Consider the following 21,340-nt stretch of genomic DNA (forward strand, 5'->3'; position numbering starts at 1 on the left):
CACCCTCTTAGCCAACCCCTTGATTCGAAAGAGGTTTTCCGTGAGGACCGCGCCGGAAGTGGTGCGCATTATAGGGACATCAAAACAGCCGTCAACCGATTTTTCAAATATTCAGCCGGCTGATTTCCCCTTGAGCCGTCTTACACAGTAAAGCACGGTCTGGGAATTCCGCCGGCGAATCTACGGGAGGATCACCAAGCGATTGGGCAATTCGTCGCGATTCCGGGTTGCCGGTAGATACTCCTTGAGAATGGCACCGCAGCTCTCGATACAGGATAGAAAGCCGCCCAGCGTCTCGCCGCGCTTCACCTGGTCGGTGAAGTTCGCGATGATCGAAGCCCAGGTCGAATCATCCAACTGGCTGGAGATGCCGCGATCGACCAGGATCTCCACATAGCGCTCGGCTTCGGAAACGAAGATCAGCATCCCTGTCTCCGCCTCGGTGCGATGCAGGTTGAGTTCGAGGAATTGCCGTCGAGCCAGATTGCCTGCCCGCCAAAGGCGTACCGGCCGAGGAATCAGCCGCGTAGTGATACCAGGGATACGAAAAAGCAGGCAGCAAAGGACGAAGATCAGCCATTGAGCCAGCAACAGCCGGGCCGCATCCAGCCAACCGCCGAAAAAGTTCAGCCCTCCTGGGAGAATGAGGGCAATTAGCGCGGCCCAGAGCAACGAGATATGGGCGTAATCGTCAGCCTGAGCCGCGAGCACCGTTACCAGCTCGGCATCCGTCTCTTTCTCCACTCGTGCGATCGCATCGGCTACCTGGCGCTGCTCGCTCTCGGTCAACAAGGCCATTTCCTTCTCCTATTCACCAATCGCCCGATGCGCCACCACCACCGAAACTACCTCCGCCTCCACCGAAGCCGCCACCGCCTCCCCCACGCCCCAGACTTCCCAGCAAGGCACCGGCCAGGAAAGCAGAGCCGCCACCGCCACGACCTCCACGGCCGCCCCTCAGCAGCAGCATGACAATCACCAGAAGAACGAAGAAAAGGACCGGCATTGGCTTCTCCGGCATATCACCAGTCTCCTCCCGGGGCTCCCGCACAGGATTGCCACCGAGCACCTGGATGATCGCTGCGGTTCCCTCGCTGATTCCGCGGGCGAAATCCCCCTGTCGAAAAGCTGGGACGATAATGCGGTTGATGATCAGCGCAGACTGCAGATCGGTCAGGCGCTCCTCTAGGCCATAGCCGACCTCGATACGGATCTTGCGCTCGTCGCGAGCGACGATCAGCAGAGCGCCATTGTCCTTACCCTTCTGCCCGATGCCCCAGCGCCGACCGAGTTCGACGCCGAACTCATCGATGGTACGCCCCTGCAGATTCGGCAAGGTCACCACTACTACCTGCTCGCCGGTCGCCTGCTCATGGGCGGCGAGCATCTGCGTCAGGCGCGCCTCGGTAGAGGCGTCGAGCAGCCCGGCCGAATCCACCACCCGACCACTCAGGGGCGGGATACTGATCTCCTGCGCCTGGACAGCCAAGGCGCAGAGGCACAACAGGCTGGCCAGGAACAGATGGCGTGCGTTCGTCATCAGAACTTCACTTGCGGCGCCCGCTCTGCATCCTTGGCGGTGGCCTCGAAGCTCTCGCGCACCGGCATGTCGCTGTAGAGCACGCTATGCCAGATGCGTCCGGGGAAAGTACGGATCTCGGTGTTGTAACGCTCGACCGCAGCGATGAAATCGCGTCGAGCCACGGCGATACGGTTCTCGGTACCCTCCAGCTGGGATTGCAGGGCCAGGAAGTTCTGGTTGGATTTCAGCTCCGGATAACGCTCGACCACCACCATCAGACGGCTGAGCGCGCCGGTGAGCTGATCCTGGGCCTGCTGGAACTGCTGCAGCTGCTGGGGATCGTCCAGGGTACGGGCATCCACCTGGATGGAAGTGGCCTTGGCCCGCGCCTCGATCACCGCGGTGAGGGTCTCGCGCTCCTGCTGAGCGTAGCCCTTGACCGTCTCCACCAGGTTGGGAATCAGGTCGGCGCGCCGCTGGTACTGGTTCTCCACCTGGCCCCAGGCGGCCTTCACCTGCTCGTCATAGGTGGGGATGTTGTTGATACCGCAGCCCGTCAGAAGCCAGGACATGAACAGGAGGGTAGCTAGACGCCAGGTGTATCCATAGCGCGACTGCATCTGCATCGTCTTTTCGTCCCGTAGCGATTGAAGGAAAAAGCCATCCGTCACGCCCCCACGATCTTACCGACAACGCCAAGGCACGAGCGCGGAGCCCCAATAACGAAGAAACCATACTCCAAAACCGTTCGATAACGGCAGGGTCAGCGCCCTGTCCTAAAGGCATGCCGACTATCCTGACGGCCAAGGGAGCATTTCCTCCTCCCGGATCCTGATGGCTGACCGGACGGAACCGGCCTCCGTTGGATCGGTCCGGGCGCGACGGGTTCATCCGGCCTTGAGGGTCAGCCGTGCATCCACCTTGCCGGGCGCTCCACGCGTCAGACTGACCTCCACCAGTTGCACGCCCTGCGCCTGCAGCTCGCCGATCCAGCGCAGCAGGAGGGCGAACGAAGCCTGCGGCAGGCTGATCTGCAGCCCCTCGCTGCCGCTGTCGAAGCGCTCGATGAGCAGGCCCCTCTCCTGGGCGGTGCTGGTGACCAGTCCCTGCAGCTGTTCCGGAGGCAGGCTGGCCTGGGTCTTTCCGGGCAGCTGACGCGCCTGTTCGGCGTTCGCCTGCAGGTAGAGGTACAGATCGCGCTGCTGCAGGTAATGGGCACGGTCATCCTTGACGCCTTGCGCCGCCGGCTGCCAGAGCAGCAGATAGAGCAGCGCCAGCAGCAGGAACAGCCCCAGTGCGGAAACCGCCACCCGCTCGCGCGGTTGCAGTTGCCGCCAGCGTTGCCAGAGCGGCGAGGCCCCGGCGCGGGCCATGAACTGTTGTCTGAGGTCGGCGAGCTTCTGCATGTCAGCTTCCCACCACCAGGCGGGCGGACACCCCGCCTTCCTCCCGGCTGGCTGAGCCCAGCTGCACCGCCAGCCCGCTGTCGGCCAGGCGCTGACGTAGCCGCTCCAGTGCGGCGAAATCGCCGGCGTGCACCTGCAGGGCAAGGTTGCCGTCGTTCTCGCTGTAATCCAGCTGCACGATGGACAGCTGCGGAGCCTCCAAAAAAGCGTCGGCGGTCCGGTCGAGCAATTGCAGGAAACGTCCGCCGCCGGTACCGCCGCCCTGCTGCAGGCGCTCGGCGAACTGGGCACGCAGATTGACGATGCGCTTATCCTCGGGGAACAGCTCGTGATAGAGTTTGCGGCTGGCCGCGGCATAGTCGTCGCCCTGCTGGCGCAGATACCAGCCCTGCGCCACGTTGAAGCCGAACTGCAGCACCAGCCAGGCACCGACGACCACCGCCGCCCCCTTCCAGGGCCCCGGTCCGGCGCCCTCGTGCTGGATGGCGAAGTCGCCCTGGGCCAGATTCACCGCGTGTCCCCGTCCGCGGGACAGCAGTCGGTACGGATCGGGCTCGTGGGTATAGGAAGCCGGGGGGATGCCCTCCGGTGCCGGCGCCATCTCACCCTTGAAGCGCAGCGGCCCGCTGCAGCGCTCGGCCAGGGCCGGCCAGTCCTCCGCCGCCAGGACCAGGCGCTCGGGGCCAGCGCCGCCGAGCAGAACACGGTCGCCGATGAACAGCAGGCGGTTGTCGATGTAGGGCAAGAGATCGGCATCCACGAAGATAGACGAAACCCGGATGCCCAGCTCGGCCATCAGCCCGAGCCAGCCCTCCAGCAGGCTGCGGCGCACGACAATGACCCGGTGGCGACCATCCGCCAGCCGCTCGCCGAGAGCCAGATGCAGCTGTTCGACATCCTCGGCGAGCAGCTCCTCCACCGCATAGGGCAGGGCCTGGCGCAACCAGCGCGCCCGGGTGGTCGGCAGATTGACGGCGAAGGCGCTGGCTACCTCCATCGGCAGCACCAGGGTCGCGGTATGACCGTGCAGCGCGGCGGCGCAGTCGGCCAGCGATAGGCACCGCGTCTCCTTGGTCTCTTCGCTGTGCACCCAGTGGACTTCGGTGCTGGCGGTCAGCTCGCCGACCGGCGGGATAAACAGGCACTCCATGGCGTCATCCTTCATCGTTCCGGGGAGTCGCCGGCATCCCCGCCGGCAGACCGAGATTGCGCTGCAGCACGTACACCCGCCCCTTCTTGTCGCGCTGGACGGTGCTCGACAGCACCAGCCGGCGGTCGGCGATGCGCACCTCGCTCACCACCAGGAAGAACTGGCTGCCCACATCCAGATTGGAGCCCAACTCGCCGCGTCCGGCCAACACGGGCTGGCTGAAAAAGTTGCTGATGTCGGCGAAACCCTGATCGCCGCGGGCCAGGACCAGTTGCCGGGCCAGCTCCGGAGTCAGACCGTCGGCGAGGCTCGACAGCACCATCGGCCCAGCGGTATTGACGTTGATCGGCGTCTTGCTCGGCAAGGCGCAGACGTAGGGCGCCAGACGGCGGTACTCCGTCTCGCTCATGCCCAGCAGCAGGCGCAGTTCGGAGACGTCCTGCAGGCGACGATCGGCGGTGCGGTAGGGCGGTTCGAGGAGCAGGTACTGACTGTCCTCGGCGCCGGACTCGCCGCCCGGCTCCTGGTCCTTGTCCAGCCAGTCGGCGAGCAGCTCGGGGTAGGGCTTGTCGATCTCCAGCTGCAGCAGCAGACGGCGGAACTGGGCGATCGCCGCATCGTTGCGCTGGCCGCCCTGCACCAGGGCATTGAGGTTGAAGCGCGCGGCCAGGTCCTCGATGCGCACCCGGAGTTCGCCCTGGTCGACGGGGAACGCCGGCAGCGGCTTGGCCCACTCCTCGTACAGATGATCCACCGACTTGCCCGGGACGCTGCCCGGCGCCAGCAGGTCGCGCTTGAGCACCGCACGAGCCAGGGCCTCTCCGCCCAGGGCGTAGTGCCAGGCTTGGCGGGCGAGGAACTGGTTGGCGCTGGCGCGGATCGCCAGCTGCTGGCGGGCGATCAGACCGGCGCAGACCACGGTGACGATGGCCACCACCAGCAGCACGCTGATCAGCGCCACGCCCTGCTGGCGCCTCATCGGGCCTGCTCCGTCGTCGCCGGTTGCGCCGCGCCCTCGGGGGCGACCTCCTGCCCCTCCTGCCCCTCCTGCCCCTCCTGCCCCTGGGGACCCTCTTCATCCGAGCCCTGTGCGCCGACCGCGGCACGCGATGGCGGGGCGTCCGGCAGACGCAGCAGGCGGGTCAGCTCGCCGTAGCCGGCATGCTCCAGCTTCAGCTCCACCGCCTGCGGCAGGAGCGCCAGGACCTTTTCGCCCGTGCCGGCCGAGGCCGGCGGCCACTGCGGCTGCCAGACGCCCTTCTTGTCCAGGTAACGCAGCTGCATCTTCTGCACGCCCTCCAGCACCCGCTGCACCCGCGGCTTGCTGTCGACCGCCTGATCGAGCACCAGCCAATAGGCCCGTTCCAGGGTGCCGCCCGCCAGCCGCCAGCGCACCCGCTGCAGCTGCGACCTCGGCTGGCCGGTGGGGTTGCGCCAGCCGCTGCGGGTCAGCTCCAGGGCCGGCTCGCCGTCCTCCGCTTCCTGCTCGCCGAGAAAGGCCACCCGGCGGTCGCCGTGCTGGTCGCGAATCGGCCGCGGACTGACCTGCAGCAGGTCGCGCTCGAAGGCGGCGAAGGCGCGGGTCAGCTCGCGCAGGCGCTGCTCCTGAGCGCGTGTGGCCTCGTCGCTGCGCAGCACGCTGTTGAGCATCCGGTAGGTGCCGAGGGCGAGCACCGCGAAGATGGAGATGGCGATCAGCAGCTCCAGCAAGGTGAAGCCCTTTTCCAGCCGCGGCCCCCCGCTCATTCGGTGCCGCCCTCGCTGCCGCCCGTGGCGCCACCACTACCCGCACCCGCTCCTGTGCCGCCGGCATTGCCGCCCTCCTCGCCCGCCGCCGGCTCGCCTTCGCCGGTATCGCTCGCCTCGGTCTCGGCCGTCCTGACCGCGAGGAAGCCGGTCAGACTGGCGGCCGCTCGGTCGCGCAGCGCCCCGCGGCTGCCGCGCTGCTCGCGCGGCGCCACCCAGACGGTGACCCGGCGCATCTCCGGCTCGCTGGTCGCCTCGATCTCGCGTTGCAGCTCCCAGCGCCGCCCGGCGTAGTCCAGATCGTCGTTGGCCCGCCCCGGGGCGGGGGTCGGCGTCTGCAGTTGCAGCTCGGTGATGCGGTTGTCGGCAATCCAGCCGGCCAGGGTCTTCTCTTCCAGGCGCGCGGCGTTGGTCAGACTGCGTCCGGCGGCGGTGAGCACCGTGGCGGCGACAGTGGCGAAGATGGCCAGGGCCACCAGCACTTCCAGCAGGGTGAAGCCGGTCGCCGGGGCAGCTCTCATCGCCGCGTCTCGACCCGCTCGGCGCGGGGCAGCTGGAAGCCGTCGCTGGAAAGTGCATAGGCGTCGCCCTGTCGCTCGCGCTCGGCGACCAGCAGACGGAACGGCGACAGCTCGCCGCTGGACAGCACCAGCAGCTGGGGCTCGGGCAGCTTAGGGGTATTCTGCTGGGGCGCATTCTGTCGGCTCGCCCCCTGTCGAGCCTCGCTGCCGGGGCCCGGCTCGTCTTCGCCCTGCCTGACCGGCGCGGCCAGCTTCAGCGGCTGGCCGTCCAGCTCCAGATCGAGCCGGACCCAGGCCGGCAACGCATGTTCCTTCTCCTCGCCGGGCAACTGGGTCCAGCGGTCCCGGGCCTCGTCGAAGACCAGCACCCGATAGCCCTCGTCGTCGATCAGCAGACCGTACTCGCGGTTTTCCAGCACCGCCTCGTCGGACAGGACCCCGATCAGTGCCGCCAGCCGCTGCGCCTCCCCCTGCAGCTCGCGGGAGCGGCCGCCGCCAGTGGAGAGCACCGCCAGGCTGAGCAGGGTGCCGAGGATAACCAGCACCACCAGCAGCTCGATCAGGGTGAAGCCGGCCGCGCGGCGCCCCGGGGGCTCCGCCCGCAGAGGCCGGCGCATCGTCACTTCTTCTCGTCGTAATGGATGTCGGCATCCAGCCCGGAGCCGCCTTCCTGGCCGTCGGCGCCGTAGGAGTAGAGGTCGAAGGGACGGTTCTGGGTGCCGGGCGACAGGTACTGGTAGGGGTTGCCCCAGGGGTCCTGTGGCACCTGCTTGAGATAGCCGTCGCGGTTCCAGTTCTTCGGCTGCGGGTTGCCGGTGGGTTTTTCCACCAGCGCCTCGAGACCCTGCTGGGTGCTCGGATAGGCGAAGTTGTCCAGCTTGTAAATGTCCAGCGCGGCGGCGATGGCCTTGATGTCGCCCCTGGCCACCGTGACCTTGGCCTGTTCAGGGCGGTTCATGATCTGCGGCACCACCAGCGCGGCGAGGATGCCGAGGATGACCACCACCACCATGATCTCGATGAGCGTGAAGCCCGATTGCTTGCGTCGTTGCACGAGTTACCCCACCAGTTGGTTGAGAGAAAGGATGGGCAGCAGGATCGCCAGCACGATGACCAGCACCACCGCCCCCATGAACACCAGCATGAACGGCTCGAACAAGCCGACCAGCAGGGCGATCTGTGCGGCCAGGTCGCTTTCCTGATTGCGTGCCGTGCGTGCCAGCATTTGATCCAGCTCGCCGGACTTTTCTCCGCTGGCGATCATGTGCAGCATCATCGGCGGAAACTCCCCGGTCGCCTCCAGCGAGCGGGTCAGGCTGCCGCCCTCGCGGACCTTCTGCGCCGCCTCCACCACCTTGTCGCGGATGTGCAGGTTGGCGATCACCTGGGCGGCGATGTCCAGCGCCTCCACCAGCGGCACGCCGCTGCGGCTGAGGATCGCCAGGGTCGAGGCGAAGCGCGCGGTGTTGGTCGCCCGCGCCATCCGTCCCAGCAGCGGCAGGCGCAGGATCAGGGCGTGCCAGCGGCGGCGCAGCTGCTCGTCGCGCAGGGCGATGCGCAGGCCGCTCACCAGCGCCGCCACCACCAGCATCATCAGCCAGCCCCAGCCCTTGACCAGATTGCTGACCGAGATCAGCCCGCGGGTCAGGGCCGGGAGCTCCTGGCCGGTGTCGACGAACACCTTGACCACGTCCGGCACCACGTAGCCGAGCAGGAAGCCGACGATGGCCAGCGAGGCGACCATCAGGATCACCGGGTAGAGCAGCGCCAGCTGGATCTTCTGCCGCGACTGCTGGCGCTGCTCGGTGTAGTCGGCGAGCTGGTCGAGGACCAGGCCGAGGTGCCCGGCGTGCTCGCCGGCGGCCACCGTGGCGCGGTACAGCTCGGGAAAAGCCGAGGGGAATTCGCGTAGGCTGGAGGCCAGACTGTGGCCCTCCATCACCCGCGCGCGCACGGCCAACAGCATGGACTTGATCTTCGCCGAGGAGGCCTGGGCGGCGGCGGCGCGCAGCGCCTCCTCGATCGGCAGGGCGGCCTGCACCAGGGTCGACAGTTGCCGCGTGACCAACGCCAGATCGCGCGCCGACAGGCCCTTGGAGATCAGGCTGAGAGCGCCGACCCCGGTCTCCTCTCGTGCCCGCGCCGGGCGGATGTCCAGCGGCGACCACTGCTTGTCGCGCAGCAGCTGGCGGGCCTGGCGGGCGCTGTCGGCCTCGAGCAGGCCCTTCTGCTGGCGGCCCCGGGGATCCAGGGCGAGGTATTCGAAGGCGGCCATCGACTCATCCCCCCGTCATCATTCTTCCCGCGTCACCCGCAGCACTTCCTCCAGGGTGGTCACCCCTTCGCGCACCTTGCGCATGCCGTCGTCGCGGATGCCGGGGCCGAGCACGCGGGCGTGACGGGTCATCTCCTGCTCCGAGGCGCGGTTGTGGATCAGGGTGCGCAGGGCCTCGTCCAGCACCACCAGCTCGTAGATGCCGGTACGCCCGCGGTAGCCGAGCTGGCGGCACTCCTCGCAGCCGACGGCGTGATGGAGGGTCGGCGGCTCGTCCGCCGCCACGCCGAGCGCCGCGCACTCCGCCTCGTCGGCCTGGTAGGGACGCTTGCAGGCCGGGCAGAGCGTCCGCACCAGGCGCTGGGCGAGCACGGCGAGCAGCGAGGAGGACAGCAGGAACGGCTCGACGCCCATGTCGATCAGGCGGGTGACCGCACCGATGGCGCTGTTGGTGTGCAGGGTGGACAGCACCAGGTGGCCGGTGAGCGAGGCCTGCACGGCGATCTCGGCGGTCTCCTGGTCGCGAATCTCGCCGATCATCACCACGTCCGGGTCCTGCCGGAGGATGGCGCGCAGGCCGCGGGCGAAGGTCATGTCCACCTTGGCATTGACCTGGGTCTGGCCGATGCCCTCCAGGTTGTACTCGATCGGGTCCTCGACGGTGAGGATGTTGCGCGTGCCCGTGTTCAGGCTGACCAGGCTGGCGTACAGGGTGGTGGTCTTGCCCGAGCCGGTCGGCCCGGTGACCAGGATGATGCCGTGGGGCTTCTGCACCGTCTCTTCCATCAGCCTACGGTCGCGCGCGCTCATCCCCAGGTGCCGCAGGGTCAGGCGCCCGGCCTGCTTGTCGAGCAGGCGCATCACCACCCGCTCGCCGTTGGCCGAGGGCAGCGTGGAGACGCGGATGTCCACCTCGCGCCCGCCGACCCGCAGGGAGATGCGCCCGTCCTGGGGCACGCGCTTCTCGGCGATGTCCAGCCGTGCCATGACCTTGATCCGCGACACCAGCAGGGCCGCCAGCTCGCGCTTGGGTTCGACCACCTCGCGCAGCACGCCGTCGACGCGGAAGCGGATGACCAGGCGCTTCTCGAAGGTCTCCACGTGGATGTCCGAGGCGTTCTCCTTGATCGCCTCGCCGAGGATGGCGTTGATCAGGCGGATGATCGGCGCGTCCTCCTCCTGCTCCAGCAGGTCCTCGGTCTGCTGGATCTGGTCGGCCAGGCTGTTGAGGTCGAGATCGGCCTCGAGCCCCTCGACCATCTGCATCGCCGCCGAGGAATCGTGCTGATAGGTGAGGCCGAGGGTCCGCTCGAAATCCTCGGCGCTCAGCCAGTCGAGCGGCAGGCGCGCGCCGAGGAAGCGCTGCGCCTCCTGCACCGCGGTCAGCGCGGCGTCGTCGCGGGCACAGAGGGCGGGCTGCCCGTCCTGCTCGCCGAGCAGCACGCCGTGTCGCCGGGCGAAGGCGAAGGGCAGGCGCTGCAGGGCGACGGGCTTGGCCGGCAGCCGGTCGAGCGTTGGGGTAGACATCAGCGAACCGTTCATTCTTCTGCATGCCGGCTTCTGGCGCGGCAACCTCGCGTGCGGTCTGGTCCCAAGAGACAACCGAAAAGCGCGATCTGCACACTTGGGAAGGGAAAATCGATCCGATGCTAGCCGGCGGATGTGACGAAACGACGCCCCGCCACAGGCCCTCCGCCCAGATCGAAGGCTCTGGCGCGGGCTTTCCGGAGCCCCCCGAGCGAGCACCGACGAACAAAAACAACGGGCACGCACGCAACCTTTCTGCGTTTGCCCGCTCTGATAAACGATAGCCCATGGCAAGGATGCTGCTGTTCAGTGCCGGAACGACACGCGGGAGTGCGTTGTCCGTTTCAGGCTCCTCCAGAAAAACCGACAGCGACACTCTGTTTTTTCGCCAAGGCCAACCGCGGCCGGCCCGGCGCTAGGCCGCTCAGCCCGGCTGGACGGTTGCGCCTGCGTGAGCAGTAATGCGCGGGCAGGGAATCATTTTTCGAAACATAGGGAAGTAGGAGAAGCAACGTGCATATTGGGGTTCCATTAGAAACCCGTGCCGGCGAGACGCGGGTTGCCGCCACGCCGGAGACGGTCAAGAAGTTGATCGGCCTGGGCCATCAAATCACGGTACAGAGCGGCGCCGGCATCGCGGCCAGCATTCCGGACAGCGCCTTCTCGGCAGCCGGGGCGAAGATCGGCGACGCCGCGACCGCCCTCGGCGCCGAACTGGTGCTCAAGGTGGTCGCCCCCGACGAGGCCGAACTGGCGCAGATGAAGTCGGGCACGGTGCTGGTCGGCATGCTCAATCCCTTCGACAGCGACAATATCGCCCGGCTGGCCGAGCGCGGCCTCACCGCCTTCGCCCTGGAGGCGGCGCCGCGCACCTCGCGGGCGCAGAGCCTCGACGTGCTGTCCTCGCAGGCCAACATCGCCGGCTACAAGTCGGTGCTGGTGGCGGCCAACCACTATCCGCGCTTCATGCCGATGCTGATGACCGCCGCCGGCACGGTGAAGGCCGCCCGCGTGCTGGTGCTCGGCGCCGGCGTCGCCGGCCTGCAGGCGATCGCCACGGCCAAGCGCCTGGGTGCGGTGATCGAGGCCTCGGACGTGCGCCCGGCGGTGAAGGAGCAGATCGAATCCCTCGGCGCCAAGTTCGTCGACGTGCCCTTCGAGACCGACGAGGAGCGCGAATGCGCCGAAGGCGTCGGCGGCTACGCCCGGCCGATGCCGGCCAGCTGGATGGAGCGCCAGGCCAAGGCCGTACACGAGCGCGCCAAGCAAGCCGACATCGTCATCACCACCGCGCTGATCCCCGGGCGCCGGGCGCCGATCCTGCTGCACGAGGCCACGGTCGCCGAGATGAAGCCGGGCTCCGTGGTGGTCGACCTGGCGGCGGCGCAAGGCGGCAACTGCCCGCTGACGGTGGCCGACCAGGTGGTGATCCGCCACGGCGTGACCATCGTCGGCCACAGCAACCTGCCCGCCCTGGTGCCGGCCGATGCCTCGGCCCTGTATTCCCGCAACCTGCTGGACTTCCTCAAGCTGGTGATCGACCAGGAAGGTCGTTTCCACCTCGATCTGGAAGACGACATCGTCAAGGCCTGCCTGATGTGCGAAGGCGGCCGCGTCCTGCGCAACAACGCCGGGGCGGCGTCCTCCGCCGCTGCCCCCCAGGAAAAGAAAGAAAAAGTATAAGGATAGGAAAATGGAGCTGATTTCCGCTGGACTCTATAACCTGATCATCTTCGTGCTGGCCATCTACGTCGGCTACCACGTGGTCTGGAACGTCACCCCTGCCCTGCACACGCCGCTGATGGCGGTCACCAACGCCATCTCGGCGATCGTCATCGTCGGCGCCATGCTCGCCGCGGCGCTCACCGAAACCGGCCTGGGCAAGCTGATGGGCACCCTCGCCGTGGCCCTGGCCGCGGTCAACGTGTTCGGCGGCTTCCTGGTCACCCGGCGCATGCTGGAAATGTTCAAGAAGAAGGCACCGAAGGCGGAGGGCAAGTAAATGAGCATGAACCTCGTCACCTTCCTCTACCTGATCGCCTCGGTCTGCTTTATCCAGGCCCTCAAGGGCCTCTCGCACCCGACCACTTCGCGGCGCGGCAACCTGTTCGGCATGGTCGGCATGGCCATCGCCGTGCTCACCACCGTGGCCCTGGTGTTCAAGCTGAACGCCGAGATCGCCGGCAGCGGCATCGCCTTCGTGATCCTCGGCCTGCTGGGCGGCGGCAGCATCGGCACGCTGATGGCCAAGCGGGTGGAGATGACCAAAATGCCCGAGCTGGTCGCCTTCATGCACAGCATGATCGGCCTGGCCGCGGTGTTCATCGCCATCGCCGCGGTGCTCGAGCCGCAATCGCTGGGCATCGTCCACGCGATCAGCGACCCGATCCCGGCCGGCAACCGTCTGGAGCTGTTCCTCGGCGCGGCGATCGGCGCCATCACCTTCTCCGGCTCGGTGATCGCCTTCGGCAAGCTCTCCGGCAAGTACAAGTTCCGCCTGTTCCAGGGCGCGCCGGTGCGCTTCGCCAACCAGCACCTGCTCAACCTGGCGCTCGGCGTGGCGATCCTCGTCCTCGGACTGGCCTTCACCCTCAACGGCAACCTGGGCGCCTTCGTCCTGCTGGTGGCGCTGGCCTTCGTCATCGGCGTGCTGCTGATCATCCCGATCGGCGGCGCGGACATGCCGGTGGTGGTGTCCATGCTCAACAGCTACTCGGGCTGGGCGGCGGCGGGCATCGGCTTCTCGCTGAACAACTCGATGCTGATCGTGGCCGGCAGCCTGGTCGGCTCGAGCGGCGCCATCCTCTCCTACATCATGTGCAAGGCGATGAACCGCTCCTTCGCCAACGTGCTGCTCGGCGGCTTCGGCGCCGAGGCGGCGGCGGACGCCGGCGGCGCCCAGGAGCAGCGCACGGTCAAGGCCGGCTCGGCGGACGACGCGACCTTCCTGCTGTCCAACGCCGACAGCGTGATCATCGTCCCCGGCTACGGCCTGGCGGTGGCCCGTGCCCAGCACGCGCTGAAGGAGCTGGCCGAGAAGCTGACCGAGCACGGCGTCGACGTGAAGTTCGCCATCCACCCGGTCGCCGGGCGCATGCCCGGGCACATGAACGTGCTGCTGGCCGAGGCCGAACTGCCCTACGAGCAGGTCTACGAGATGGAGGACATCAATTCCGAGTTCGGCCAGGCCGACGTGGTGCTGGTGCTCGGCGCCAACGACGTGGTCAACCCGGCGGCGAAGAACGATCCCAAGTCGCCGATCGCCGGCATGCCGATCCTCGAGGCCTACAAGGCCAAGACCGTCATCGTCAACAAGCGCTCCATGGCCAGCGGCTACGCCGGTCTGGACAACGAGCTGTTCTACCTGGACAAGACCATGATGGTGTTCGGCGACGCCAAGAAGGTGCTGGAGGACATGGTCAAGGCGGTGGAGTGACTCCCTCCGCCGTTGCTCCGCCCGGGGCAACGGTCCGTAGCAGAAAGCCAGCAAAGACGTGCCCCACCCTTTTTGATTAGGCTATGCACACGCCGGGCGGAGTTCTGCTCAGCCCGGTCGCCATTGTCAAAGGAGTGTTGCCATGTCCCGTTTCGCCCTGCTGACCGCCGCCGCCCTGATAACTGCTGCCGGCGGCGCCTCGGCGTCCAGCTTCGTCGCCACCACCGATACCGTGGGCAAAGCCCTGGCCAACTCCAGCGAGTGGACCACCGATCTCACCTTCGATGACGACGACAAGGTACTGCTGGCCGCCCGCGACGACGCCGCCACCTTCATCGCCAGCGAAGGCGACATCCGCGGCGCACGCCTGGAAGCCGCCCTGCAGCAGATCCGCCGGCAGGCCCCGCAGCTGCAGGCCGACGACCGGCAGCTGGCCGAAGCCATCCTCGCCCGCTGAACAGCTTCCCCGCGGCGCTTCGTCGAAGCGCCGCCCTTGCCGCCAGTCAGCGACTCTGGCGTGGCTCGGCCCGTTCCGTTAGCTTTGCGACCCCGTGAATCACCGACAGCCGAACCGGCCCGGGCATGCCCGCCATGCCGGCCCGGCTGTCATCCATCCACTATCGCAACGAGATTTCCTGCCAATGCGTCATCCCCTGCTCCTCGCTACCGCCCTGCTGCTGGCCAGCGGCGTCGCCCAGGCTCGCTCCGTCGAAGCTACCAGCGACATGGTAGTGCGCGCCCTCGACCGCTCCCTCGACTTCACCTCCGACACCACCACCTCGATCCGCGACATGAAGGTAGTGGTCGCTGCCCGCGACGATGCCGCCAGCTTCGTCGCCAGCAACGGTGCCATCCGCGGCGCGCAGCTGGAAGCCGCGCTCGGCGCGATCCGCGAGCGGCTGCCGGAAGCCCGCGACGCCAGCGACCTGGCCCTGGCCGAAGCCATCCTCGCCCGGTGAAACCGCTGCGCGCCTGGCTAGGTGCGGCGCTCCTGCTGCTGGCCGGCACTGGCGCGCACGCCGAACTGCGCCTGGCACTGGATGATAAGGGCCTGCCCCCGGACCAGAGCCTGGCCAGCCAGGCTCTGCTCGACGAAGCCCGGGCCGCGCTGCCGCCGCGGCTCGTCGAGCGGCTGGATCGCAAGGTCGAGGTGCGCTGGAGCCGGCGCCTGCCGGCCAACGGCTACGGCCGCGCCAGCCGGCCCGACCTGCTGGAGCTCAACGCCAGGCTGCTGCCCGGGCTCGCCGACGGCTCCGCCGCCAGCGAGCGGAACGGCCGGCCGCACGGCACGGTGCGCCGCGAACTGCTGGCCACCGTACTGCACGAACTGGCCCATCTCTACGACCGCAGCCGCGCCTGGTCGGAAGCCGACCGGCTGCAGCTGCACCGCTGCCGCCAGCAGGCCGAAAGCCTCGGCGAGGTCGGCCTGCCCGAGCAGTGCCGCGGCCAGACCGCGCGCCGCTTCACCCTCTCCGACGACCCGCGCCTGCTGGATCTGGCCGGCTGGCAGCAGGCCGTCGGCCAGCGCGGCACGCGCGAGCGGGACAACCACCAGGACCTGCGCAGCCCGGACCGCTACGAGCTGAGCAACCCGCGCGAGTTCGTCGCGGTGAATCTGGAGTACTTCCTCCTCGATCCCAGCTATCCCTGCCGCCGCCCCTCGCTGTACCGCTATTTCCAGGCCCACTTCGGCTGGGCACCGGCCAGCCGCACCGAGTGCCCCAAGGCGCTGCCCTATCTCAACGCCAGCCGCGACTTCGACCGCCAACCCCTCGGCCAGCTCGATCCCGAGCGGGTCTACGAAGTCGACTACCTGTTCGCCGAGGCCAACGACGCCTGGGCCAGCCGCTGGGGCCACAGCATGCTGCGCCTGGTGGTCTGCGCGCCGAACCGGCCGCGCGGGCCGGACTGCCGGCTGGACCTGGAGCACCACCTGGTGCTCTCGTACCGCGCCTTCGTCGGCGACGTGCAGCTCTCCAGCTGGGACGGCCTGACCGGCAGCTACCCCTCGCGGCTGTTCATCCTGCCGCTGTCCCAGGTGATCGACGAATACACCAAGGTCGAACTGCGCAGCCTCGCTTCGGTGCCGCTGCGGCTCGGCGACGACGAACGCCGCGCGCTGGTCGAGCACGCCGCCGAGCAGCACTGGAGCTACGACGGCGACTACTACTTCCTGTCCAACAACTGCGCGGTGGAGACCCTCAAGCTGCTGCGCAGCGGCACCGGCCACCGGCAGCTGACCGCCCTCGACACCATCATGCCCAACGCCCTGCTGGAGCTGCTCGCCAGCCGCGGCCTGGCCGACCGCAGCGTGCTCGACGATCCCAAGGAGGCCCTGCGCCTGGGCTACCGCTTCGACTCCTTCCGCGACCGCTACCGGGCGATGTTCGCCGTCCTGCGCCAGCGCCTGCAGGTTCCGCAGGCGAGCGTCGAGGACTGGCTGGCGCAACCGGCCGAGGCGCGCCGGCCCTGGTTCGCCAAGGCCGACCTGCGCGCCAGCGCCGCCCTGCTGCTGCTCGAACAGGCGGCCATGCGCCGCCAGCTGCTGCTCGCCCAGGAGGAGCTCAAGCAGCGCTACCTCGGCGCCCGCCAGGGTAGCGGCGCGGCTCCGACGCTGGGCAAGGCCGGCGACACCCTGCAGAAGATCCTCGCCAACAGCGGCTTCCTCAGTCGCCCGGCCGAACTGCTCGACGGCGGCTACGGCCTGCCCCAGAGCGGCGAATGGCAGCGCCTGGAGCAGCGCAGCGCGGCCCGACAGCAGACCCTGCGCCGGCTCAGCGACGACCTCGACCGGGAGGTCCGCGACCTGCTGCTGCCGGCGCGCCGGGCCGAACTGCAGGCCAACGAGGCCAACCTCGCCCGTCTCGGCGAGCACCTGCGCGGCCTGCACCGGGCGGCGGGTGGCGTGCGACTGCCCTGAACTTGCCTGCCACGGGTTCCTCTGATGAGGACACCCACAGCGGAGGGCAGCACCGTGAAGAAGAGCGCATCGGCCGTCTGGCAAGGCAACCTGAAGCAGGGCAAAGGCAGCATCAGCACCCAGAGCGGCGTGCTCAAGGATCAGCCCTACGGATTCAACACCCGCTTCCAGGACGAGCCCGGCACCAATCCCGAGGAGCTGATCGGCGCCGCCCACGCCGGCTGCTTCTCCATGGCCCTGGCCAACCTGCTCGGCGCCGCGGGCCTGACGCCCGAGCGCATCGAGACCCGGGCCGAGGTCACCCTGGAACAGCAGGGCCAGGATTTCTCCATCACAGCGATCGATCTGACCCTCGAGGCCCGCGTCCCCGGCGCCTCGCCCGAGCAGTTCGAGAAAATCGCCAACCAGGCCAAGGAAAGCTGTCCGGTGTCCAAGCTGTTCAAGGCACCGATCAGCCTGAAGGCCACGCTGCAGCAGGGCTGAGCCCGCCCCCGGCCCTTGTCTCGCCCGCGCGTGCCGCTCAAGATGGGGCGACCCAAGCGGCCGGGGGAAAACCGTGCTCGACCTGTTGCTGGCCCTCTGGCCACTGTTCGCCCTGATCGTCGGCGGCCATCTCCTGCGCCGGCTGGACTTCGTCGGCGAGGGCTTCTGGCCCGGCGCCGAGCGGCTCAACTACTTCATCCTGTTCCCGGCTCTGCTGTTCGACAGTCTGGCCCGGGCGCCGCTGCACAATCCGGCGCTGCCACGCCTGGCGGCCGCCGTGCTGCTCGGCCTCGGACTGGCCTGGGCCGGACTGCTGCTGGTGCGGCGCCGGCAGGGCTGGCCGGCGGCCCGCTTCGGCGCCCTCACCCAGGGGCTGCTGCGCTTCAATACCTATCTTGGCCTGGCCGCGGTGGGCAGCCTGTTCGGCCCGACCGGGCTGGCCCAGGCCGCGCTGATGCTGGCGCTGATGGTGCCGGCGGTGAACCTGATGTCGGTCTGGGCGTTCTGCGCCGAGCACGGCCGCGATCCGCGGACGCTGCTGCTGCCGATCCTGCGGAACCCGCTGATCCTCGCCTGCCTGGCCGGCGCACTGTACAACCTCTCCGGCCTCGGCCTGCCCGGCGGCACGGAGCGCCTGCTCGGCCTGCTTGCTGCCGCCAGCCTGCCGCTGGGCCTACTCTGCGTCGGCGCCGCCCTGAAACCGCAGGAGCTGGGAGGGGAAGCGCCGGCCCTGGGCTGGAACAGCGCCCTGCGCCTGCTGGCGATGCCGCTGCTGGCCTGGGGCATCGCCCGCCTGCTGGACCTGCCGGCGCTGGAGAGCGTGGTGCTGGTGCTGTTCTTCGGCCTGCCCACGGCGCCCACCGCTTACGTGCTGACCCGTCAGCTGGGCGGCGACGGCCACCTGATGGCCGGGCTGATCACCCTGCAGACCCTGCTGGCGGCGGCCAGCCTGCCGCTGGTGCTGTTCCTGCTGAGAAGCTAGCCGGCGAAACCGAGAGAAAACGGGACGCGTGGAGCCGGCGAGTCTTTCGTCAGCCGGTCAGGCCGCTGAGACTGCCGCGCCGGGAGCGCCCGTCCGGACCGTAGAGCGAGTGGCCGGCGGCTTCGTGCAGGAAGTTGAGGATGCGCTGGTTGTGCGACATGCGGTTGCGGATGTTGTCGCCATTGAACTCGTTGAGCTGCTTGGCGCGCAGGGCCAGTTCGCGCAGGTTCTGCCAGGCCGGCAGGCAGCCGGCATCCGTGGCGGCCCGTTCGGCGCCCCGGTTCCCATCGCCGTAGCCGAGCTTGAGCTGGGCACTGTGGCGCTGGCTCTCCAGACGATCCAGCTCCGCCAGCAGGGCCTGCTTGGCCTCGGCCAGCTCGGCCAGGCGCTCACCGTCGACCTTGGCGACGCTCAGCGCCAGTCGCTCCTGTTCGAGCAGGTCGATCAACTGCTGCAGGGTCCGCTGCTGGGTTTCGAGGTGCTTGGCCAGGCTCATGGGGCATCCATCCGACTAACGACGGGAAATTCAGGACTGGGCGTCGCCGAGCAGGTCCTTGACGCTGTCGATCAGACCGTCGGCGATGCGCTCGGGGCGAAGCTGTAGGCGACCTTCGCTGATGGCCTGGCGGATCTCGGCGACCCGGGCCATGTCGATGTCCTGCGTGGCGTTCGCTTCGCCGTTCTGGTTCAGATGCGTGACGTCGGCCGAGGCCTGCGGCTGGTCGATCGCCTCGCTGCGGCGCACGCGGACGCCGGTTCCCTTGCCGTCGACCGAGGTGCGGCCGGCGCCTGGGAAGGAGCTGTCGATTTTCACGGTTGGTGTTCTCTCGCGGTGGTCCCACCTACAGTATCGGCGTTCCGCGCGCCAACTTGAATCGCTGCGCTGCGCAAATCGCGCAAAAACATACCGTTCGCCACTCAGTAGAGCACCGTCAGCCGGTTGGCGCCGATCACCCGACCGCGCAGCACTTCGCCGGAGTCGGCGCGCAGGCGCACCTCGCTGTCCAGGCTGCCGCCCTCGAGGGCCACGGCTTCGCGGCGGATGACGAATCCCGCGCCCTGGGCCTCCAAGGTAACCCGCGCATTGCGTTCGACCAGCAGCGGCCGGCGCAAGGCGTTGTCCTGCAGCGTGCTGCCAGCGCTCAGGGCACGGCCGGCCTGCAGGCCGACGGCCTGCTCCGGCGCGGTCAGGGTTCCGCGCGGCAGGCGCTCCAGGGGTCCCTGTCGCAATTCGAGCATGTCGGGCTCGACGATCTCGCCGGCCCTGATCGCCCGCCGGACGACCAAGTAATCGCCGTTGACGCTGATCGTGGCCTGCAGGTAGCGGGTCTGCGGCGACATGCCGGCGCAGCGGACGCCAATGCTGACCCGCCCGAGCAGGCGCTGGCCGGATTGCGGCAGGAAGGGCTGCGGGTCCTCGCAGGGCGGCAGGTTGCCGGCCGCCTGCTGGACCACAATCTCGGCGTTCTCCGGCAGCTGCGGGATCAGCAGGTCGCGAACCCGGCTCGTTACCAGGTCCTCCTCGGCGCCGGCCGGCTGCCCCCCGAGCAGCAGGGCCGCGAGGCACAGCGACAGGCCGCGGAGCGGGACGGGGAGCGATCGGAGCAGGCGGCGGCGCGGCATGGGCAAGGCGATTCCGACGGGACGGCGAGAAGGGAATTCTAGGAGGGGGCGCAGCGGGGCAAGGACGGAATTGGTCGATAAATGCGGGCCTGTTTCGGCCTTTGCCTCGACAGGCCCGCAGCTATTCTGCCAGTTGCTCAATGACCAAGTGAGGGGGTCGCAGGCATGCTCGACAAACTCGATAACCATCTGCGCTTTCAGCAGGATGCGCTGAATCTGCGCGCCGAGCGCCAGCAGGTACTGGCCTCCAACATCGCCAATGCCGACACGCCGAATTACCTGGCACGCGACTTCGACTTCTCCGCCGAACTGGCCAGGGTCATCGACAACGGGCGGCCGGGCGATCGCGTCATGCGCCTGTCCACCACCTCGGCCCGCCATCTGAACGCCACCCAGCAGACCTCCGGGGTCAGCGAACTGCTCTACCGGGTGCCGGACCAGCCCACTCTGGACGGCAACACCGTGGACATGGACCGCGAGCGCGCCCAGTTCACCGACAACGCGGTGCGCTACCAGGCCAGCGTGTCCTTCCTGAAGAGCAGCCTGCAGAAGCTCAAGACGGCGATGCAATCGGAATGACAAGGTAGATAAGCATGTCGATGTTCAACATCTTCGATATCTCCGGCTCGGCACTCAGCGCCCAGTCGCAGCGCATGAACGTGACCGCCAGCAACCTGGCCAACGCCGACAGCGTGGCCGGGCCGAACGGCGCCTACCGCGCCAAGCAGGTGGTCTTCGAGGCCCAGGGCCAGGACGCCCAGGGCCTCGGCGGGGTGCGCGTGACCCAGGTGTTCGAGGATCAGGCGCCGCTGCGCCTGGAATACCGCCCCGACCATCCGCTGGCCGACGCCAACGGCTACGTGAGCCTGCCCAACGTCGAGCCGGTGCATGAGATGGTCAACATGATCGCCGCTTCGCGCTCCTACCAGGCGAACGTGGAAGTGATGAACACCAGCAAGCAGATGATGCTGAAGACCCTGACCCTGGGAGACGCCTGATGATCAACAACACCATCGACAGCAGTGTCATCAGCAAGATGAACGGGACTTCGTCGTCCAGTTCCTCGAGCTCGTCCACCCAGAGCACGGCCGAGGCGCTGCAGAGCAACTTCATGACCCTGCTGACCACCCAGCTGCAGAACCAGGACCCCCTGCAGCCGATGGACAACTCCCAGATGGTCACCCAGCTGGCGCAGATCAACACGGTCAGCGGTATCCAGTCGCTCAACGCGACCCTGCAGGGCATCACCGGACAGATCAGCCAGAGCGAAGCCCTGCAGGCCGCCACGCTGGTCGGCAAGGGCGTGCTGGTGCCGGGCGACCAGATCAAAGTCGGCAGCGGCGTGGCCACGCCGTTCGGCGTCGAGCTGACCAGCGCCGCCGACTCGGTCAGCGTGAGCATCGCCGACTCCAGCGGCACCGTGGTGCGCCAGTACGATCTGGGCGCCCTGGACGCCGGCGTGCATTCCTTCTCCTGGGACGCCACCCAAACCGATGGCAGCCAGGCCCCCGACGGCGCCTACACCGTGACCATCAAGGCCAGCTCCAAGGGGCAGGCACTGACCTCCACCACCCTCGACTACGCCCAGGTGAGCGGGGTCACCCGCAGCGACAAAGGGCCGTTGCTGAATCTGGGGGCGGTGCAGGGCACCGTCGCCCTGTCCGACGTCCGTCAGGTCCTCTGAGTGCCTGACCGTTTTATCGATGTTTAGCGTTTAGCAGTGATCGGCGCCTCGCAGGCGCCGGCAGC

General features: G+C 68.2%; 25 protein-coding genes and 1 pseudogene. 11 read left to right on the forward strand and 15 right to left on the reverse strand.

Annotated features, from left to right (window positions below; all coding sequences use genetic code 11):
- Window positions 1-180 precede the first annotated feature (180 nt).
- The 12 genes and pseudogenes from ACFOJE_RS09760 to gspE all read right to left on the reverse strand — a co-directional run bounded on the left by ACFOJE_RS09760 (window position 181) and on the right by gspE (window position 10,147).
- Window positions 181-798, reverse strand: coding sequence for a TPM domain-containing protein (locus ACFOJE_RS09760; protein ID WP_377814139.1), 618 nt, complete (start codon window positions 796-798; stop codon window positions 181-183).
- Between the two features lie 13 nt (window positions 799-811).
- Window positions 812-1,540, reverse strand: a complete 729-nt coding sequence (locus tag ACFOJE_RS09765) for a TPM domain-containing protein (protein WP_377814140.1) — start codon at window positions 1,538-1,540, stop codon at window positions 812-814.
- The gene (locus ACFOJE_RS09770; protein WP_377814283.1) at window positions 1,540-2,142 is read right to left on the reverse strand and encodes a LemA family protein; all 603 of its coding nucleotides are present in this window, start codon (window positions 2,140-2,142) and stop codon (window positions 1,540-1,542) included. Before ACFOJE_RS09770 ends, ACFOJE_RS09765 begins: the two co-directional genes overlap by 1 nt.
- A gap of 267 nt (window positions 2,143-2,409) precedes the next feature.
- Entirely contained in the window at window positions 2,410-2,928 is a 519-nt protein-coding gene (gene gspM, locus ACFOJE_RS09775; protein ID WP_377814141.1) for a type II secretion system protein GspM, read from the reverse strand.
- A gap of 1 nt (window position 2,929) precedes the next feature.
- Window positions 2,930-4,078, reverse strand: a complete 1,149-nt coding sequence (gene gspL, locus ACFOJE_RS09780; RefSeq protein ID WP_377814142.1) for a type II secretion system protein GspL — start codon at window positions 4,076-4,078, stop codon at window positions 2,930-2,932.
- 4 nt (window positions 4,079-4,082) lie between these two features.
- Window positions 4,083-5,057 carry a type II secretion system minor pseudopilin GspK gene (gspK, locus tag ACFOJE_RS09785; protein ID WP_377814143.1) on the reverse strand — a complete coding sequence of 325 codons (975 nt, stop codon included), beginning with the start codon at window positions 5,055-5,057 and terminating at the stop codon, window positions 4,083-4,085.
- A complete protein-coding gene (gspJ, locus tag ACFOJE_RS09790; RefSeq protein WP_377814144.1) occupies window positions 5,054-5,824 on the reverse strand; it encodes a type II secretion system minor pseudopilin GspJ in 771 nt (256 codons plus the stop codon). Before gspJ ends, gspK begins: the two co-directional genes overlap by 4 nt.
- Before the next feature lie 134 nt (window positions 5,825-5,958).
- A pseudogene (gene gspI, locus ACFOJE_RS09795) lies at window positions 5,959-6,345 on the reverse strand (type II secretion system minor pseudopilin GspI); the annotation flags it as partial.
- Complete coding sequence (gene gspH / locus ACFOJE_RS09800; protein ID WP_377814145.1) at window positions 6,342-6,962, reverse strand: type II secretion system minor pseudopilin GspH; 621 nt, start codon at window positions 6,960-6,962, stop codon at window positions 6,342-6,344. The gene gspH and the pseudogene gspI, both read right to left, overlap by 4 nt.
- Before the next feature lie 2 nt (window positions 6,963-6,964).
- On the reverse strand, window positions 6,965-7,399 hold the full coding sequence (gspG, locus tag ACFOJE_RS09805) for a type II secretion system major pseudopilin GspG (RefSeq protein WP_377814146.1): 435 nt from the start codon (window positions 7,397-7,399) through the stop codon (window positions 6,965-6,967).
- A 3-nt stretch (window positions 7,400-7,402) separates the two neighbouring features.
- Window positions 7,403-8,620 carry a GspF family T2SS innner membrane protein variant XcpS gene (xcpS, locus tag ACFOJE_RS09810; protein ID WP_377814147.1) on the reverse strand — a complete coding sequence of 406 codons (1,218 nt, stop codon included), beginning with the start codon at window positions 8,618-8,620 and terminating at the stop codon, window positions 7,403-7,405.
- A gap of 18 nt (window positions 8,621-8,638) precedes the next feature.
- Window positions 8,639-10,147, reverse strand: a complete 1,509-nt coding sequence (gspE, locus tag ACFOJE_RS09815) for a type II secretion system ATPase GspE (protein WP_377814148.1) — start codon at window positions 10,145-10,147, stop codon at window positions 8,639-8,641.
- A gap of 513 nt (window positions 10,148-10,660) precedes the next feature.
- On the opposite strand from gspE, the gene ACFOJE_RS09820 reads away from it, so the two are divergent.
- From ACFOJE_RS09820 to ACFOJE_RS09855, 8 genes are all read left to right on the forward strand, one after another.
- Window positions 10,661-11,830, forward strand: coding sequence for a Re/Si-specific NAD(P)(+) transhydrogenase subunit alpha (locus ACFOJE_RS09820; protein ID WP_377814149.1), 1,170 nt, complete (start codon window positions 10,661-10,663; stop codon window positions 11,828-11,830).
- A 10-nt stretch (window positions 11,831-11,840) separates the two neighbouring features.
- Complete coding sequence (locus tag ACFOJE_RS09825; protein ID WP_377814150.1) at window positions 11,841-12,149, forward strand: NAD(P) transhydrogenase subunit alpha; 309 nt, start codon at window positions 11,841-11,843, stop codon at window positions 12,147-12,149.
- Window positions 12,150-13,583 (forward strand): NAD(P)(+) transhydrogenase (Re/Si-specific) subunit beta, encoded by a 1,434-nt coding sequence (locus ACFOJE_RS09830; RefSeq protein ID WP_377814151.1) that lies wholly within the window; start codon window positions 12,150-12,152, stop codon window positions 13,581-13,583.
- 142 nt (window positions 13,584-13,725) lie between these two features.
- Window positions 13,726-14,040, forward strand: a complete 315-nt coding sequence (locus ACFOJE_RS09835; protein ID WP_377814152.1) for a DUF2388 domain-containing protein — start codon at window positions 13,726-13,728, stop codon at window positions 14,038-14,040.
- A 184-nt stretch (window positions 14,041-14,224) separates the two neighbouring features.
- On the forward strand, window positions 14,225-14,542 hold the full coding sequence (locus ACFOJE_RS09840) for a DUF2388 domain-containing protein (protein WP_377814153.1): 318 nt from the start codon (window positions 14,225-14,227) through the stop codon (window positions 14,540-14,542).
- Window positions 14,539-16,503 carry a DUF7844 domain-containing protein gene (locus tag ACFOJE_RS09845; RefSeq protein ID WP_377814154.1) on the forward strand — a complete coding sequence of 655 codons (1,965 nt, stop codon included), beginning with the start codon at window positions 14,539-14,541 and terminating at the stop codon, window positions 16,501-16,503. Before ACFOJE_RS09840 ends, ACFOJE_RS09845 begins: the two co-directional genes overlap by 4 nt.
- Window positions 16,504-16,557: 54 nt before the next feature.
- Window positions 16,558-16,986, forward strand: coding sequence for an OsmC family protein (locus ACFOJE_RS09850; protein WP_377814155.1), 429 nt, complete (start codon window positions 16,558-16,560; stop codon window positions 16,984-16,986).
- Between the two features lie 73 nt (window positions 16,987-17,059).
- Entirely contained in the window at window positions 17,060-17,968 is a 909-nt protein-coding gene (locus tag ACFOJE_RS09855; RefSeq protein ID WP_377814156.1) for an AEC family transporter, read from the forward strand.
- Window positions 17,969-18,017: 49 nt separating this feature from the next.
- Here ACFOJE_RS09855 and ACFOJE_RS09860 read toward each other — a convergent pair whose 3' ends face one another.
- The 3 genes from ACFOJE_RS09860 to flgA form a co-directional block, all read right to left on the reverse strand.
- The gene (locus ACFOJE_RS09860; RefSeq protein ID WP_377814157.1) at window positions 18,018-18,464 is read right to left on the reverse strand and encodes a flagella synthesis protein FlgN; all 447 of its coding nucleotides are present in this window, start codon (window positions 18,462-18,464) and stop codon (window positions 18,018-18,020) included.
- 30 nt (window positions 18,465-18,494) lie between these two features.
- Complete coding sequence (gene flgM / locus ACFOJE_RS09865; protein ID WP_377814158.1) at window positions 18,495-18,782, reverse strand: flagellar biosynthesis anti-sigma factor FlgM; 288 nt, start codon at window positions 18,780-18,782, stop codon at window positions 18,495-18,497.
- 104 nt (window positions 18,783-18,886) lie between these two features.
- Window positions 18,887-19,591, reverse strand: coding sequence for a flagellar basal body P-ring formation chaperone FlgA (gene flgA, locus ACFOJE_RS09870; protein ID WP_377814159.1), 705 nt, complete (start codon window positions 19,589-19,591; stop codon window positions 18,887-18,889).
- Between the two features lie 165 nt (window positions 19,592-19,756).
- On the opposite strand from flgA, the gene flgB reads away from it, so the two are divergent.
- Genes flgB through flgD form a run of 3 tightly spaced genes read left to right on the forward strand, consistent with a single transcriptional unit; the run spans window position 19,757 to window position 21,275 of the window.
- Window positions 19,757-20,170, forward strand: a complete 414-nt coding sequence (gene flgB, locus ACFOJE_RS09875) for a flagellar basal body rod protein FlgB (protein ID WP_377814160.1) — start codon at window positions 19,757-19,759, stop codon at window positions 20,168-20,170.
- A 14-nt stretch (window positions 20,171-20,184) separates the two neighbouring features.
- Window positions 20,185-20,589, forward strand: a complete 405-nt coding sequence (gene flgC, locus ACFOJE_RS09880; RefSeq protein ID WP_377814161.1) for a flagellar basal body rod protein FlgC — start codon at window positions 20,185-20,187, stop codon at window positions 20,587-20,589.
- The gene (gene flgD / locus ACFOJE_RS09885) at window positions 20,589-21,275 is read left to right on the forward strand and encodes a flagellar hook assembly protein FlgD (RefSeq protein ID WP_377814162.1); all 687 of its coding nucleotides are present in this window, start codon (window positions 20,589-20,591) and stop codon (window positions 21,273-21,275) included. The genes flgC and flgD overlap by 1 nt, the downstream gene beginning before the upstream one ends.
- The last annotated feature ends 65 nt before the right edge of the window (window positions 21,276-21,340 follow it).

The sequence above is a fragment of the Azotobacter bryophylli genome, from assembly GCF_042643485.1.
Taxonomy (GTDB): domain Bacteria; phylum Pseudomonadota; class Gammaproteobacteria; order Pseudomonadales; family Pseudomonadaceae; genus Azotobacter; species Azotobacter bryophylli.

Bases quoted from the DNA above. Each gene is read 5' to 3' on its own strand.
- ACFOJE_RS09835 (WP_377814152.1), top strand. From the start codon at position 13,726: ATGTCCCGTTTCGCCCTGCTGACCGCCGCCGCCCTGATAACTGCTGCC.
- gspL (WP_377814142.1), bottom strand. From the start codon at position 4,078: ATGGAGTGCCTGTTTATCCCGCCGGTCGGCGAGCTGACCGCCAGCACC.
- flgD (WP_377814162.1), top strand. From the start codon at position 20,589: ATGATCAACAACACCATCGACAGCAGTGTCATCAGCAAGATGAACGGG.
- ACFOJE_RS09860 (WP_377814157.1), bottom strand. From the start codon at position 18,464: ATGAGCCTGGCCAAGCACCTCGAAACCCAGCAGCGGACCCTGCAGCAG.
- ACFOJE_RS09760 (WP_377814139.1), bottom strand. From the start codon at position 798: ATGGCCTTGTTGACCGAGAGCGAGCAGCGCCAGGTAGCCGATGCGATC.
- ACFOJE_RS09770 (WP_377814283.1), bottom strand. From the start codon at position 2,142: ATGCAGTCGCGCTATGGATACACCTGGCGTCTAGCTACCCTCCTGTTC.
- flgC (WP_377814161.1), top strand. From the start codon at position 20,185: ATGTCGATGTTCAACATCTTCGATATCTCCGGCTCGGCACTCAGCGCC.
- ACFOJE_RS09765 (WP_377814140.1), bottom strand. From the start codon at position 1,540: ATGACGAACGCACGCCATCTGTTCCTGGCCAGCCTGTTGTGCCTCTGC.
- gspM (WP_377814141.1), bottom strand. From the start codon at position 2,928: ATGCAGAAGCTCGCCGACCTCAGACAACAGTTCATGGCCCGCGCCGGG.
- gspH (WP_377814145.1), bottom strand. From the start codon at position 6,962: ATGCGCCGGCCTCTGCGGGCGGAGCCCCCGGGGCGCCGCGCGGCCGGC.
- gspE (WP_377814148.1), bottom strand. From the start codon at position 10,147: ATGTCTACCCCAACGCTCGACCGGCTGCCGGCCAAGCCCGTCGCCCTG.
- ACFOJE_RS09825 (WP_377814150.1), top strand. From the start codon at position 11,841: ATGGAGCTGATTTCCGCTGGACTCTATAACCTGATCATCTTCGTGCTG.
- gspJ (WP_377814144.1), bottom strand. From the start codon at position 5,824: ATGAGCGGGGGGCCGCGGCTGGAAAAGGGCTTCACCTTGCTGGAGCTG.
- flgA (WP_377814159.1), bottom strand. From the start codon at position 19,591: ATGCCGCGCCGCCGCCTGCTCCGATCGCTCCCCGTCCCGCTCCGCGGC.
- xcpS (WP_377814147.1), bottom strand. From the start codon at position 8,620: ATGGCCGCCTTCGAATACCTCGCCCTGGATCCCCGGGGCCGCCAGCAG.
- gspK (WP_377814143.1), bottom strand. From the start codon at position 5,057: ATGAGGCGCCAGCAGGGCGTGGCGCTGATCAGCGTGCTGCTGGTGGTG.
- ACFOJE_RS09840 (WP_377814153.1), top strand. From the start codon at position 14,225: ATGCGTCATCCCCTGCTCCTCGCTACCGCCCTGCTGCTGGCCAGCGGC.
- flgB (WP_377814160.1), top strand. From the start codon at position 19,757: ATGCTCGACAAACTCGATAACCATCTGCGCTTTCAGCAGGATGCGCTG.
- ACFOJE_RS09830 (WP_377814151.1), top strand. From the start codon at position 12,150: ATGAGCATGAACCTCGTCACCTTCCTCTACCTGATCGCCTCGGTCTGC.